This window comes from Streptomyces catenulae (assembly GCF_000718015.1).
Classification (GTDB): domain Bacteria; phylum Actinomycetota; class Actinomycetes; order Streptomycetales; family Streptomycetaceae; genus Streptomyces; species Streptomyces catenulae.
Genome location: NZ_JODY01000044.1, coordinates 32,313 through 46,177 on the forward strand (window position 1 = coordinate 32,313; position 13,865 = coordinate 46,177).

12 protein-coding genes are annotated in these 13,865 nt (G+C 74.0%); 7 read left to right on the forward strand and 5 right to left on the reverse strand.

The window, feature by feature from the left end; genetic code table 11:
• Positions 1–227 precede the first annotated feature (227 nt).
• The 5 genes from murJ to IF23_RS0128360 all read left to right on the forward strand — a co-directional run bounded on the left by murJ (position 228) and on the right by IF23_RS0128360 (position 5,358).
• Positions 228–1,787, forward strand: coding sequence for a murein biosynthesis integral membrane protein MurJ (gene murJ, locus IF23_RS0128340; RefSeq protein ID WP_030288670.1), 1,560 nt, complete (start codon positions 228–230; stop codon positions 1,785–1,787).
• Between the two features lie 281 nt (positions 1,788–2,068).
• Entirely contained in the window at positions 2,069–2,941 is an 873-nt protein-coding gene (locus IF23_RS0128345; protein WP_030288672.1) for an endonuclease I family protein, read from the forward strand.
• 141 nt (positions 2,942–3,082) lie between these two features.
• Positions 3,083–4,336 (forward strand): D-alanyl-D-alanine carboxypeptidase family protein, encoded by a 1,254-nt coding sequence (locus IF23_RS0128350; RefSeq protein ID WP_030288674.1) that lies wholly within the window; start codon positions 3,083–3,085, stop codon positions 4,334–4,336.
• 288 nt (positions 4,337–4,624) lie between these two features.
• Entirely contained in the window at positions 4,625–4,831 is a 207-nt protein-coding gene (locus tag IF23_RS0128355) for a cold-shock protein (RefSeq protein ID WP_030288676.1), read from the forward strand.
• Positions 4,832–4,998: 167 nt separating this feature from the next.
• Complete coding sequence (locus IF23_RS0128360; protein WP_030288678.1) at positions 4,999–5,358, forward strand: hypothetical protein; 360 nt, start codon at positions 4,999–5,001, stop codon at positions 5,356–5,358.
• Positions 5,359–5,466: 108 nt separating this feature from the next.
• Here the strand turns inward: IF23_RS0128360 and IF23_RS0128365 are convergent, their stop codons facing one another.
• Complete coding sequence (locus tag IF23_RS0128365) at positions 5,467–5,661, reverse strand: antitoxin (protein ID WP_030288680.1); 195 nt, start codon at positions 5,659–5,661, stop codon at positions 5,467–5,469.
• Positions 5,662–5,852: 191 nt separating this feature from the next.
• On the opposite strand from IF23_RS0128365, the gene IF23_RS31670 reads away from it, so the two are divergent.
• Positions 5,853–6,068: a hypothetical protein gene (locus IF23_RS31670; protein WP_037680045.1), complete on the forward strand. Its 216-nt coding sequence runs from the start codon at positions 5,853–5,855 to the stop codon at positions 6,066–6,068.
• 39 nt (positions 6,069–6,107) lie between these two features.
• Here IF23_RS31670 and IF23_RS0128375 read toward each other — a convergent pair whose 3' ends face one another.
• Together IF23_RS0128375 and IF23_RS0128380 are read right to left on the reverse strand one after the other, a co-directional pair.
• The gene (locus IF23_RS0128375) at positions 6,108–9,149 is read right to left on the reverse strand and encodes an alpha-mannosidase (protein ID WP_030288682.1); all 3,042 of its coding nucleotides are present in this window, start codon (positions 9,147–9,149) and stop codon (positions 6,108–6,110) included.
• Positions 9,150–9,215: 66 nt separating this feature from the next.
• Positions 9,216–10,508: a glycoside hydrolase 5 family protein gene (locus IF23_RS0128380; RefSeq protein WP_030288684.1), complete on the reverse strand. Its 1,293-nt coding sequence runs from the start codon at positions 10,506–10,508 to the stop codon at positions 9,216–9,218.
• A 316-nt stretch (positions 10,509–10,824) separates the two neighbouring features.
• On the opposite strand from IF23_RS0128380, the gene IF23_RS0128385 reads away from it, so the two are divergent.
• Positions 10,825–12,384, forward strand: coding sequence for an SDR family oxidoreductase (locus tag IF23_RS0128385; protein ID WP_030288686.1), 1,560 nt, complete (start codon positions 10,825–10,827; stop codon positions 12,382–12,384).
• 68 nt (positions 12,385–12,452) lie between these two features.
• Here the strand turns inward: IF23_RS0128385 and IF23_RS0128390 are convergent, their stop codons facing one another.
• Together IF23_RS0128390 and IF23_RS0128395 are read right to left on the reverse strand one after the other, a co-directional pair.
• Positions 12,453–13,328, reverse strand: a complete 876-nt coding sequence (locus tag IF23_RS0128390) for a lysozyme (RefSeq protein ID WP_030288687.1) — start codon at positions 13,326–13,328, stop codon at positions 12,453–12,455.
• Between the two features lie 339 nt (positions 13,329–13,667).
• On the reverse strand, positions 13,668–13,865 hold a 198-nt coding region (locus tag IF23_RS0128395; RefSeq protein ID WP_030288689.1), incomplete at its 5' end, for a transglycosylase SLT domain-containing protein.

Here is a 13,865-nt window from a genome sequence, read left to right on the forward strand (position 1 = left end):
CCCGGACCCGCAGGGCGTACGGCCACGGCTGCGCCCGCACGGGCCCGGTCCGGCCCCGGCGGGCGGCCACCCCGCCTAGGTTGACGCCCATGAGTCAGGAGAAACCCGACGACACCCGGCCGCTGCGGATACCGCCCACCGGCGCGACCCGGGCCGCCCCGCCGCCCGCCGCGGGCCCCCGCCACGCCGCCGCGAAACCCGCCGGAGCCCTGCGCTCCTCGGCGCTGATGGCCGCGGGCACCGCCGTCTCCCGGGCCACCGGCATGATCCGCCAGACCCTCCAGGCCGCCGCCCTCGGCACCGGGCTGCTCGCCACCACCTACACCACCGCCGGTGCCGTCCCGATGGGCGTCTACACCCTCCTCATCGGCGGCGCCCTCAACTCCGTCCTCGTCCCGCAGCTGGTCCGCGCCCGGGCCGAACACCCCGACGGCGGCCACGCCCACGAACAGCGGCTGGTCACCCTGGTGCTGAGCGTGCTGGCGGTCGGTACGGCGCTTGCGGTGTGGGCGGCGCCGCAGATCGTCGCGGTCTACGCGTCCGACGGGCCGGAGAACCACGCCGCCTTCGAGCTGACCGTCGTCTTCGCCCGCTTCCTGCTGCCACAGATCTTCTTCCACGGCCTGTACTTCATCCTCGGGCAACTCCTCAACGCCCGGCAGAAGTTCGGCGCGATGATGTGGACACCGGTCCTCAACAACCTCGTCCTCATCGCCGTGTTCGGCCTCTACGTCGCCCTGCTCACCGGCCCCCGCGAGGTCGCCGACATCACCGCGGGCCAGGTCCGGCTGCTCGGCATCGGCACCACCGCGGGCATCGTCGTCCAGGCCGTCGCGCTCATCCCGTTCGTCCGGGCGTCCGGCTTCCGCTTCCGGCCGCGCTTCGACTGGCGCGGCGCCGGACTCCGCAAGAGCCTCACCGCCGCCCGCTGGACCCTGCTGCTGGTGCTCGCCAACCTCGCCGCGATGACCGTCGTCACCCACCTCGCGGGTGCCGCAGACCGCGAACTGCCCACCGCCGGGGTCGGGTTCACCGCGTACTCCTACGCCCAGACGATCTGGATGCTGCCGCAGTCCCTCGTCACCGTCTCGCTCGTCACCGCCCTGCTGCCGCGGATGAGCCGCGCGGTGGCCGAACACCGGCTGGACGATCTGCGCGGCGACCTCTCCCGCGCGCTGCGCGCCTGCGGTGTCGTCATCGTCCCGGCCGGATTCTTCTTCCTCGCCTTCGGCCCGCAGACCGCCCAGCTCCTCTTCGCCCACGGCGCCGTCGACGCCGCCTCCGCCGCCCCGGCCGGGCACATGCTCCAGGCGCTGGGCCTCGGCCTGATCCCGTTCTCCGCGCAGTACCTGCTGCTCCGGGGCTTCTACGCCTTCGAGGACACCCGTACGCCGTTCTGGACCGCCGCCCAGATCGCCGCCGTCAACATCGCCCTCGCCGTCGCCTGCCATCTGCTGCTGCCGCCGCGCTGGGCGGTGACCGGGATGGCCGCCGCGTACGCTGTCGCCTACGCCGCCGGGCTGCTGCTCACCGCCGTCCGGCTGCGCCGCCGCCTCCACGGCAGGCTCGACGGGCGGCGGCTCTGCCGCACCTACGGGAAGCTGGCCGTGGCCGCCGCGGCGGCGGCCCTCCTCGGCCACCTCGCCGCCACCGGCGTCGTCCGGAGCGGGACGCCCGCCCTCACCCTGCTGGCGGGCGGCCTCACCATGGCGGCGGCGTTCTGGGCACTGGCCCGGCTGCTGCGCGTCGGCGAACTGCGCGCCCTGCCGGGGCTGCGGCGCGCCTGACCGGTCGTCGGACGGCCGCCGCCGGTCCGCGCGCCCGGTCCGGCGGTGGCTGCCCGGTGGCGTGGAACCGGCGGGTGCGGCCGTCCGACAATCGGGGCCGTCCGGCATGAAAGGCCCGCTCTTCACGGGCTGCGCACACAACTCCCCCCTGGTGTTCACACTGGGGGATTTGTTGCGGTGGAAGGCTGCCCACCGGCCGTACACCCAACGGCCGGTATCGGCCGCACACCCACAACTCGCGGCCCGGTACCACCATTCGGGGAGAGGACACCTTCGTGGACATCACCCGCGCGACCCGCAGAGGTCGCCGCCGTACCGCGCTCGCCGTGGCCGCCGTAGCCGCGTCCGCCGCACTGGCCATCCAGCTCCCGGCCACCGCGACGGCCACCCCCGCCGCCCCCCACCCGGCCGCCGCCCATCTCTCCGGCGCACCGGCGGCGCCCGGGGCGACGCACACCGCCTACGACGACACCTACTACAAGGACGCCATCGGGAAGACCGGGCAGGAGCTGAAGTCCAGCCTGCACCAGATCATCAAGTCCACCCAGACCGGCAAGCTCACCTACAGCCAGGTCTGGGACGCCCTCAAGGACACCGACGAGGACCCGAACAACAAGTCCAACGTCATCCTCCTCTACTCCGGCCGCTCCCAGAGCAAGGACGCCCACGGCGGCAACCCGGACGACTGGAACCGCGAGCACGTCTGGGCCAAGTCCCACGGCGACTTCGGCACCTCCACCGGCCCCGGCACCGACCTGCACCACCTGCGGCCCGAGGACGTCTCGGTCAACAGCGACCGCGGCAACAAGGACTTCGACAACGGCGGCTCCCCGGTCCCCGAGGCGCCCGGCAGCTTCACCGACAACGACTCCTTCGAACCGCGCGACGCGGTCAAGGGCGATGTCGCCCGGATGATCCTCTACATGGCCGTCCGGTACGACGGCGACGACGGCTTCCCCGACCTGGAGCCCAACGACAAGGTCGACAACGGCACGGCGCCGAACATCGGGAAGCTCTCCGTCCTCAAGGCGTGGAGCCAGGCCGACCCGCCGGACGCCTTCGAGCAGCACCGCAACCAGGTGATCTTCGACAAGTACCAGCACAACAGGAACCCGTTCGTCGACCACCCCGAGTGGGTCAACGAGATCTGGTGACACGAATCCGGGCCGGGTCGACGCGCGTCGACCCGGCCCGGGGCCCCACGTCGACCCGACACGCCGTGCCGGGTCGTGGCGATGAACCGTATGGAGCACTCCAGACGGCGACGCGCCCGGGGCCGTTCCTAGCGTGGCCCCATGTCGTCAGCGAAATGGCCCACCGTCAAAGCCGGGACCGCCGCGGCCGTTTGCGCCGCGACCGTCGCCGTCACCGCCCTCCCGGCCGCAGCCGCCGGCTCCCCGGGGGACGGCCCCCTGGTGGCCGGCGACGCTCCGGCCACCACCGCAGCCGCCCGCCTCGACCGCCCCGGCGTCCAGGTGCGCACCGCACCCGACGTCGACGAACCTCCCGATGTCTCCGCCCTGTCCTGGATGGTCACCGACGCCGACGACGGCCGGGTGCTCGCCGCCAAGGACGCCCACCGCGAACTCCCGCCCGCCTCCACCCTCAAAACCCTCTTCGCCGTCACCGTGCTGCCGAAGTTCGGTCAGGAGACCGTGCACACCGTCTCCGAGGACGATCTGTCGGACATCAGCCCCGGCAGCTCCCTCGTCGGCATCAAGGAAGATTTCCGCTACACCGTCGCCGACCTGTGGCGCGGCGTCTTCCTCAGCTCCGGCAGCGACGCGGTGCACACCCTCGCCGCGATGAACGGCGGCTGGGAGAAGACCCTGGACGACATGCGGGCGATGGCCGACCGCCTCGGCGCCCGCGACACCGACGTCGAGACGGCGGACGGCTACGACACGCCCGGCCAGCACTCCTCCGCCTACGACCTCACCCTCTTCGCCAAGACCGGCCTCACCAACCGGGACTTCGCCCGCTTCGCGAGCACCAAGGAGGCGGAGTTCCCCGAGGACGGCGGCCCGGACGCGTTCGGCATCCAGAACACCAACCGGCTGCTGGTCGGCTCGCACGGGGTCGAGCCCTACCCCGGCCTCGTCGGCGTCAAGAACGGCTACACCTCGCAGGCGGGCAACACCCTCGTCGCCGCCGCCCACCGCGACGGCCGGACCCTGCTCGTCACCGTCATGAACCCGCAGTCCGGCAAGAACAACGCGGTCTACGAGGAGGCCCGCTCGCTCCTGGACTGGGGCTTCGACGCGGCGCCCGACATCGAGCCGGTCGCGATGCTCCCGGACCGCGTCGGACCGCTGCCCTCGGCCCCCTCGGAGCCGGAGAACGACGCCCCGGCCACCCACCAGCCCGCCGCCGACCGCGCGGCGCAACGCCGCGCCTCCGACCGGGCGGCCGTGCTGCGCGCCGCCGCGCTGGGCCACGACGCCGGTACGCCGGACGGCTCCGGACCGGGCGTGTGGTGGTTCATCGCCGCGGGAGCGGTGCTGGTCACCGGCTCCACGGTGGTCGTGCTCCGCCGCCGTCAGGGCTGACCCGCCACCCCGGCCGGGCCCCGTACGGACGTACGACCGGTCGGGGATTCGGTGGACCGTGGGGGCGTTCCCGCAGGGACCCGTGACGCGACTGCCACGACGGTGATGACTGCCGGGCATCACTCGGTGTAGCGTCCCGATCAGCTGTCGTGGTTCCGAAGTGCCGGACGCCCGTGTCGCCTTCACGGGCGTTCTTTCTGTGCGATACCTCTCCGGACCAGGGCGATCACCTCCGGCTGCCGCACCGCGCGGGAGCCGATACGAGCCCCTTGAACGAAGGAGACGGATATGGCCAGCGGAACCGTGAAGTGGTTCAACTCGGAGAAGGGCTTCGGCTTCATCGCGCAGGACGGCGGCGGCGCCGACGTCTTCGCGCACTACTCGAACATCGACGCCACCGGTTTCCGGGAGCTCCAGGAGGGCCAGAAGGTGACGTTCGAGGTCACCCAGGGTCAGAAGGGCCCCCAGGCGGAGAAGATCCGCGTCGCCGTCTGACCACGGCGCACCCCGGCGCCCGTCCCGCACCCGCGGGGCGGGCGCCGTCGTCCGTCCGGCCCACGGCCCCCGGCCGTTGCGGGAACGCCCGGAAGAGCCGGTGGTCGGCCGGGCGCAGCTGTGGATAACCCGGGCCGTTGTCGTACGGGCGTGCGAGGATGGCGGGCATGGGGATCTTCAGCAGGCGCGGCGGCGCCGAACCGCCGCCCGTCACCGGGCCGTTCCGCTTCACCGTCACCAACGTCTTCGTCGTACCCGTGCGCGGGGTGGTCTTCACCGGGCAGGTGGTGTCCGGGGCGATACGGACCGGGCAGCGGGCGCGGCTGCCGCTGCCCACGGGCCCGCGGGAGGCGACGGTCGCGGCCATCGAGGTCCGCCGCCGCAAGCGCGGCCATGCCGCCGAGGGCGAGGAGGCGGCCCTGTATCTCGACGGAGTCACCGCCGCCGACCTCCCGCGCGACCTCGCCGCGGGCGGCGCCGTGCTGGACCCCGGCCCGTTGCGGGGCCTGGAGATCACCGGCGGGTGACGCCCGGCCGGTCCCGGACCGGCCGGTGGCCCCGTCCGGCCGCGCCGGGGGCGCGTCCGCGCGGGGCCACGGAAGGGGTGGGCCGCGGTGGTCGGTGCGGCCCGGGGGTCAGGACTGCGGCGGCTGACCCTTGTCGCCGCCCCCGCCGAACTCGTCCTTCAGCCGATCCTGGCCCTTGTCGACCTGACCGCTGTACTTCCCCTGGGTCCGCTTGTCGACGTAGTCGCCGGCCTTGTCGATGCCCTTGCCGGTCTGTTCCTCGTGGCCTTTGAGCATGGACTTGAGCTTGTCGAGCATGGACATGGGTCATCCTCCCTCACGACGATCCCCGTCCGCTCCAGCATCGCCCCCGCTCCGGCACCCCGCATCCTCGCGGCCTGCGGGGCCCGGGTGGCGGCGCCGTCACCCGGCCGGGCCACGGATACGGACCTGGGCGGCGCAGCGGCGGCCCGTCCGGCGGGCGCGGCGTGCGGGCACCGGCCCAGAATGCAGCGGTGACCGATGAACACCGCACGCCCGACGGGCCCGCGCCCCGCCGGATCAGCCGCGACGAGGAGCGTCGGCGGGCCCGGTCCACGCTGGCCGGCCGGGCCCGGGACGCGGGGGAGCTGTCCCTGCTGCTGGACATGCTCGACCTCGACCCGGGCCACGACGGCTACCCCGAGGAGGACGGGTCCGCCGCCTCCCCGGACGACGGCCGCCCGCCGTGACCCGGGGCGCCCGGACGCCCGCCGCCCGGACCCGTACGCTCACCGTGCCGCTCGCGTCAGCCGCAGCGTGACCAGCTGGAACGGCCGCAGCGCCAGCCGCACCGCCGCGCCGTCGCGGACGGCACGCGGGCCGTCGGCCACCGGGCGCTCCAGCAGATCGGTGACGGCCACCCCCGACACCTCGAACGACGGGGTGAGCGTCGCGGTGGCGCGCGCACCGTGCGCCTCGTGCAGCCGCACCACCACATCGCCGCTGCCGTCGTCCGCGAGCTTGACCGCCGTCACCACCACCGACTCCTCGGCGACGGAGACCAGCGGCGCCACCGGGCCCGCGCCCGTCACCCGCCGCTCCGGCAGGTTGATGCGGTGGCCCTCGCGCACCGCACCGCCGATGTCCGCACCGGGCACCAGCGCGTACCCGAAGCGGTGCACCCCGTGGTCGGTCTCCGGGTCCGGGAAGCGCGGGGCGCGCAGCAGGGAGAGCCGGACCGTGGTCGTGGTGCCCGCCTCGCCGGGCGCCTCCCGCACGGCGCGGGTCACGTCGTGCCCGTACGTCGCGTCGTTCACCAGCGCCACCCCCCAGTCGGGCTCCGCGAGATGGACGAAGCGGTGCGCGCACGCCTCGAACTTCGCCGCCTCCCAGCTGGTGTTGGTGTGCGTGGGCCGGTACAGATGCCCGAACTGTGTCTCCGCCGCGTACCGGTCGGTGTGCAGATCCAGCGGGAAGGCGGCTTTGAGGAACTTCTCCGTCTCGTGCCAGTCGACCTCCGCCGTCAGGTCGACCCGCCCCGCGCCCCGGGCGAGCGTCACCGTCTGCACGGCACGGGAGGCGCCGAACCGCCGGGTGACCCGCACCGTCACCGCCTCGCCGGTGGACGCCGCGAGCACCACCTCGTCCGCGTCGGTCAGCTCGGTCACGGTGTTCCGGTAGAACGCGTCCACGTCCCAGGCGTCCCACATGTTCGGGAAATCCGGGTGCAGCTGGAGCAGATTGGCGGCGCCGCCCGGCGCCACACACTCCCGCCCCGCCGCCAGGTCGTACACCGACACCAGCAGCCCCCGACCGTCGACCTCCACCCGCAGCACGCCGTTGACCAGCACGAACCCGCCGCCCTCGCGCGGCTCGGCGGTCACCGGACCGCCCTCGGACACCGCCTCGGCCAGCCCTCCGGCGGCGACCCGGGAGCGGGCGTGCGGCGCCGCGTTCGCCGTCAGCTCCCGCTCCCCGTCCCCGGCCAGCGCCGCCAGCGCGCCCGCGACGATCTCCTCCAGCTCCGCCGCGACCGCCGCATACGTCCGCGCCGCCTCCCGGTGCACCCAGGCGATCGACGAACCGGGCAGGATGTCGTGGAACTGGTGCAGCAGCACCGTCTTCCAGAGCCTGTCCAGCGCCGCGTACGGATACGGACGACCGGCCGTCACCGCGGCGGTCGCCGACCACAGTTCCGCCTCCCGCAGCAACTGCTCACTGCGGCGGTTGCCGCGCTTGGTACGCGCCTGGCTGGTCAGCGTCCCGCGGTGCAGCTCCAGATACAGCTCACCCACCCAGACCGGCGCCTCGGGGTACTCCGCCTCCGCCGCCGCGAAGAAGTCCGCCGGTTTCTCCCACACCACCACCGGCGAACCGTCCAGATCCCGCACCCGCCGCGCCTTCGCGACCATCTCCCGGGTGGTACCGCCCCCGCCGTCACCCCACCCGGTCGGCGCCAGCGACCGCCGCGCCACCCCCTTCTCCTTGAAGTTCCGCGCCGCGTGCGCCAGCTGCGCCCCGGACATCTCGCAGTTGTATGTGTCGACCGGCGGGAAGTGCGTGAAGATCCGGGTGCCGTCGATGCCCTCCCAGCGGAAGGTGTGGTGCGGGAAGGAGTTCGTCCGGCTCCAGGAGATCTTCTGCGTCAGCAGCCACCGGGCGCCCGCCGCCTTGATGATCTGCGGCAACCCCGCGGCGAACCCGAACGTGTCCGGCAGCCACACCTCGTCGTTCTCGACGCCGAACTCCTCCAGGAAGAACCGCCGCCCGTGCACGAACTGCCGCGCCATCGCCTCCGACCCCGGCATGTTGGTGTCCGACTCCACCCACATCCCGCCCGCCGGGACGAACCGGCCCGCCGCCACCGCCTCCTTGACCTTCGCGTACACCGCGGGCCGGTGCTCCTTGAGCCAGGCGTACTGCTGCGCCTGGCTCATCGCGAACACGAACTCCGGCTCGTCCGCCAGCAACGCCGTCATGTTCGACGCGGTACGCGCCACCTTCCGCACCGTCTCCCGCAGCGGCCACAGCCACGCCGAGTCGATGTGCGCGTGCCCCACCGCGCTGATCCGGTGCGCCGACGCCCCCGCGGGCACCGCCAGCACCTCCCGCAGCCGCTCCCGCGCCGCCGTCGCCGTACCGCCCACGTCCTGGAGGTCCACCGCGTCCAGCGCCCGGCCGACCGCCCGCAGGATCTCCCAGCGGCGCCCCGCCTCCACCGGCAGCTCGGCCATCAGCTCGCCCAGCACCTCCAGATCCTGGATCAGCTCCCACACCTCCTGGTCGAAGACGGCCAGATCCATCCGGGCCAGCCGGTACAGCGGCGCGTCGCCCGCGGTCTCCGGATCGCCCAACGGTGTGGGCCGGAACGGCGGATCGCCCATGATCTCCGGGTTCGACGCCGCCTCCAGATGCCACTCGACGCGTTCACCGCCGCGCACCGGGGCGCCGACCCGCACCCACTGGTTGCGCGGGCTCAGCCCCTTGACCGGCGCACCGTCCGGCGTGTGGACCAGCGCCTCGCACTGGAAGCCCGGCTGCCGCTCGTCGAACCCGAGGTCGAGCACCGCCTCCACGGTCCGCCCCGCCCACTCCCGGGGCACCTCACCGGTCACCTTGAACCAGGTCGTCCCCCAGGGCGCGCCCCAGGCGTCCCCGACGGCCACGGGGGAGTGCGGCGCCGCGATCCCCTCCGCCACCGGGACCGGCTCCCCCGGGGCGACCCAGGCGGAGACCTCCAGCGGTACGGATACGGGGTACAGCGCGGGCCGGATGCGTTCGGCGAGGACCCGGGCGAGACGGGCTTCGGTCAGGGCGCGGTCGTCGTGCATGAGGGACTCCGTAACGTCGAGGAACCTGCGGTGAGCTGCGGGGACGGGGCGGGGGAGCGGGTGTGATCAGGCGGGACGCCGGGCCGCGGCGCCGAGCACCTCGTCCGGTGTCACCAGCTCCGTGATGCCGCGGGCCGCCCGACGGTCCGCGTCGCCGGTGTGCCGGTCCAGCACCAGCGCGGGCCGGCCCCCGTCGGCCGCCAGCCGGGCCCACGCCTCGAAGACCGGCCCGCCCGGGGCGCACACCGACCGATGCGGCGCCGTCTCCGGATCGCCCACGTCGACGACGAGCGCGGTGGTGCGCGGCGCGGGGCGGGGCGGCCGGGCGCGGCAGGCGGCGGCCCGCGCGGCGAGGGCGTGCGCCGCCGGTTTCGCCGTCCCGCCGGTGGTGAACAGCCCCAGCCCGTACTCCAGCTCCGGGAAGTCCGCCAGCGCCCGGTCCACGTCGTGCGAGCACCACCACGTCACGCCCCACACACCCGTGCAGTCCAGCGCGGCGTCGACGGTGGCGGCGGTGAAGCGGGCGACGCCGTCCGGCGGGATGTGCGGCGCCGGGGCGCCGACCTCCTGGAGCCACACCGGGCGGTGCGGATCGTCGGCCCAAGCCTTCGACAGCTCGATCAGATACGCGGCGTGCCGCTCCGTCGCCACACCGGTCGCGCCGTGGCGCTGCGCCGTCCCGTTGAACACCCAGGAGTGCACCGCCGTCACCGCGCCCAGCCGGGCGGCGTGCGCGGGCGTGAAGGGGTGACCGTCCTGGTACCAGGCGGCGTCGTAGGCGGCGTGCAGATGCGGCCGCCCCGGCGCCCCGCGCTCACAGGCGGCCAGCATCAGCTCCAGCCACGCCCCGGCCTGCGCCGCGTCGATCCGGTCCGGATCGGGGTGCGGACCGTCCGCGAACTGGTTGAACTCGTTGCCGACCGTCATCCCGAGGAACGCGGGCCGGTCGGCGAGGGCAGCGGCCAGCGTCCGCAGGTACTCCTGCTGCCCGGCGCGGACCTCCGGATCGGTGAACAGGCTCCGGCGGTGCCAGGTCCGCGTCCAGGCGGGCAGGAAGTCGAAGCTCGACAGATGCCCCTGGAGGCCGTCGACGGCGACGTCGAGCCCCCGCTCGGCGGCCGCGTCCGCCAGCGCCACCAGCTGCTCCACGGCGCGCGGCCGGATCAGCGTCCGGTTGGGCTGGAACAGCGGCCACAGCGGGAAGACGCGGACATGGTCGAGGCCGAGCCCGGCGACGGCGTCCAGATCGGCGCGCACCGCGTCCAGGTCGAAGTCGAGCCAGTGGTGGAACCACCCCTGCGACGGCGTGTAGTTGACGCCGAACCGCGGCGGTCGGCGGTCGGTTTCCTGCTCGGGCATGACGGCTCCTGCGGGTCGGACGAACCGGCGGACACGGCGGTACGGGGCCCGGACCCCGCATCCCATGACCGCACCCTGGCCCGGATCGGGGGCGGAGAAACGCCGCGCCGCGACGGAGACCGCGAGCGTGGCCGGATGGCGACGCCCGACGCCGGGCACCTCCCGCGCCACCGGCCCCGCCCCGGGCCGCGCCCGCCGTTCCACCGGGTGGCCCGCCCCGTCGCCGTGCCACCCCACCCCTCCCGATGCCACACTGAGCCGGGTGGGGCGGCGCGCCCCGTCGCCCCGGCACCCGCCCCGTCAGGAGGCACGGCCCATGGCCGACACCGCAGCGCCCGGCGGCCCGGACCCGGCCGCGCCCGACCCGGCCCCCGGCGCACCCACCCCGCCCGAGCGCCCCCTCGCACTGGTCACCGGCGCCACCGGATACATCGGCGGGCGCCTCGTCCCCGAGCTGCTGGACGCCGGATTCGCGGTACGGGCCCTGGCCCGCACCCCGGAGAAGCTGCGCGACCACCCCTGGGCGGGCCGCACCGAGATCCGGCGGGGCGATGTCACCGACGTCGCCTCCGTCCGCGAGGCGCTCGACGGCGTCGACACCGCCTACTACCTGGTGCACGCCCTCGGCACCGGCGCCGCCTTCGAGGAGACCGACCGCCGCGCCGCCCGGATCTTCGCCGACGAGGCCCGCGCCGCCGGAATCCGCCGCCTCGTCTACCTCGGCGGCCTCACCCCGCCCGACGTCCCGCGCAACCGGCTCTCCCCGCATCTGCGCTCCCGCGCCGAGGTCGCCGACATCCTCCTCGCCTCCGGCGTCCCCACCGCCGTGCTGCGCGCCGCGGTGATCATCGGCTCCGGCTCCGCCTCGTTCGAGATGCTCCGCTACCTCACCGAACGCCTCCCGGTGATGATCACGCCCAGCTGGGTCTCCACCCGCACCCAGCCCCTCGCCGTCCGTGACGTCCTGCGCTACCTCGTCGGCTGCGCCACCCTGCCCGACGACGTCTCCCGCGCCTTCGACATCGGCGGCCCCGACGTCCTCACCTACCGCGACATGATGCAGCGCTACGCCCGCGTCGCCGGGCTGCCCGGCCGGTTCATCGTGCCCGTGCCGGTGCTCACCCCCGCCCTGTCCAGCCACTGGGTCGGCCTGGTCACCCCCGTTCCCGGCAGCCTCGCCCGGCCGCTCGCCGAATCGCTGCGCCACGAGGTCGTCCGCCGCGAACACGATCTCGCCCGGTACGTCCCCGACCCGCCCGGATACCCGCTCCCGCTCGACGAGGCGCTGGAGCTGGCGCTGCGCCGGATCCGGGAGGCCAAGGTCGCCACCCGCTGGTCCAACGCCGCGGTCCCCGGCGCCCCCGCCGAGCCGCTGCCCACCGACCCCGACTGGGCGGGCGGCAGCCTCTACACCGACCGCCGCCGACGCCTGGTGGACGCCACCCCCGAGGCGCTCTGGAACGTCGTCGAGGGCATCGGCGGCGAGCACGGCTGGTACTCGTTCCCCGCCGCCTGGGCGGTCCGGGGCCTGCTCGACCGGCTGGTCGGCGGCGTCGGGCTGCGCCGTGGCCGCCGCGACGCCGCCCGGCTGCGGGCCGGTGACTCCCTCGACTTCTGGCGGGTCGAGGAGATCGTCCCCGGGCGGCTGCTGCGGCTGCGCGCCGAGATGCGGCTGCCGGGCCTGGCCTGGCTGGAGCTGACCGTCGGCCGCGACGCCCGGGGCCGTACCGTCTACGGCCAGCGCGCCCTCTTCCACCCGCACGGACTGGCCGGACACGCCTACTGGTGGTCCGTCGCGCCCTTCCACGCCGCGGTGTTCGGCGGCATGGCCCGCAACATCGCGCACGCCGCGGAGAGTTCCCCCGGCGGCGGATAGGGCCGGTACGCCGAACGGCCGGTCCCGGCGGCGCGTCGCGCGCCGGGACCGGCCGTCACACGGGGCCGTCAGCCGTTGGCGAGTGCCTGCAGACGGCTGAAGGAGCCGTTGAAGCGGTTGCGGTCGCCGACCGTCTGCCCGCTGGAGGTGTACTGCCAGATGGTGTGGAAGTCCCAGCCCGCGGGCAGCTCACCCACGGATGAGCCGTACCGGGGGACCCACAGCGGGTTGGTCTTCCCGAACTTCTTGGAGTTGCCGGTGCACTGCTTCCACCAGTTGGTGGAGGTGTAGAGGACGGCGTCCCGCTTGGTCTCGGCGCGGTACGTCTTCAGGAAGTCCGCGATCCAGTCGATCATCGCGGCCTCGGTCTTGCCGTAGCAGGTCGAGCCGTAGGGGTTGTACTCCATGTCGAGCGCCCCGGGCAGCGTCTTGCCGTCCTTCGACCAGGCGCCGCCCTCCTTCGCGAAGTACTTCGCCTGCGAGGCGCCGCTGGAGTGGTCGGGCAGCGCGAAGTGGTACGCGCCGTGGATGATCCCCGCGTCGTACGACCCCTTGTACTGCTGGGTGAAGTACGGGTTCTTGTAGGTCGTTCCCTCGGTCGCCTTCACGTACGCGAAACGCACCCCGCTCTGCCGCAGCGCGGGCCAGCCGACGTTGCCGTTGTGGCTGGAGACGTCGACGCCGTTGACCGACGAAGCCGCGTTGGACTCCGTCGTCCCCGGGTCGTCCGTGTCCTTGCCACCGGCCCGGTCGCCGCCCTCGTGGGCGGCGATGGTGGAGCCCATCCAGTCCTGCTCGGGGTGGGCGGGCTCCTGGCCGTTTCCGGTGGCGGCCACCGCGGCGGTGGGCAGCGCGAGCGGCAGGGCGAGCGCGGTGAGGACGATAAGGGTTCCGGCCGTGACGGGGATCGCACGGCGGGCGGGACCGGAACTGCGCAAGGGCATCGAGTGCCTCCGAAAGCCATCGGTGAGGTCGTTATCGGCGGACGTGGAACATATCTGCCGATAAGAAGACGTATACGCTAATCCGTACACGCCGAAGACCCGATGGCCCGTCAGTCCGCCATTCAGCCGGTCGTTCTCACCCGGTCGGACCCGTCTGACGGCGTGTCTCCGCACTTCGGGCACCCCGGTGTGCAAACGCCGCAGCGGGCCCCGGTGAACGGGACCCGCTGCGGGCTGCGGACGAGGCGCACGCGCCAGTCGCCCCGGTCCGCGGTCTCGGTGGCGCGCGGTCCGGCGTGGTGCCGGGGCGCGCGCCCGTCAGCGCGGTGTCACTCCGTGTCAGTAGGCGGAGTTGACGTTGTCGATGGAGCCGTAGCGGTGGGCGGCGTAGTTGGCCGCGGCGGTGATGTTGGCGACGGGGTCGGTGAGCTTATGGGGGGTGCCCTTGACGTGGTACGTGTTGAAGGTGGGCTGGATCACCTGGAGGAGGCCCTTGGAGGGGATGCCGTTGATGGCGTTGATGTCCCAGTCGTTGAC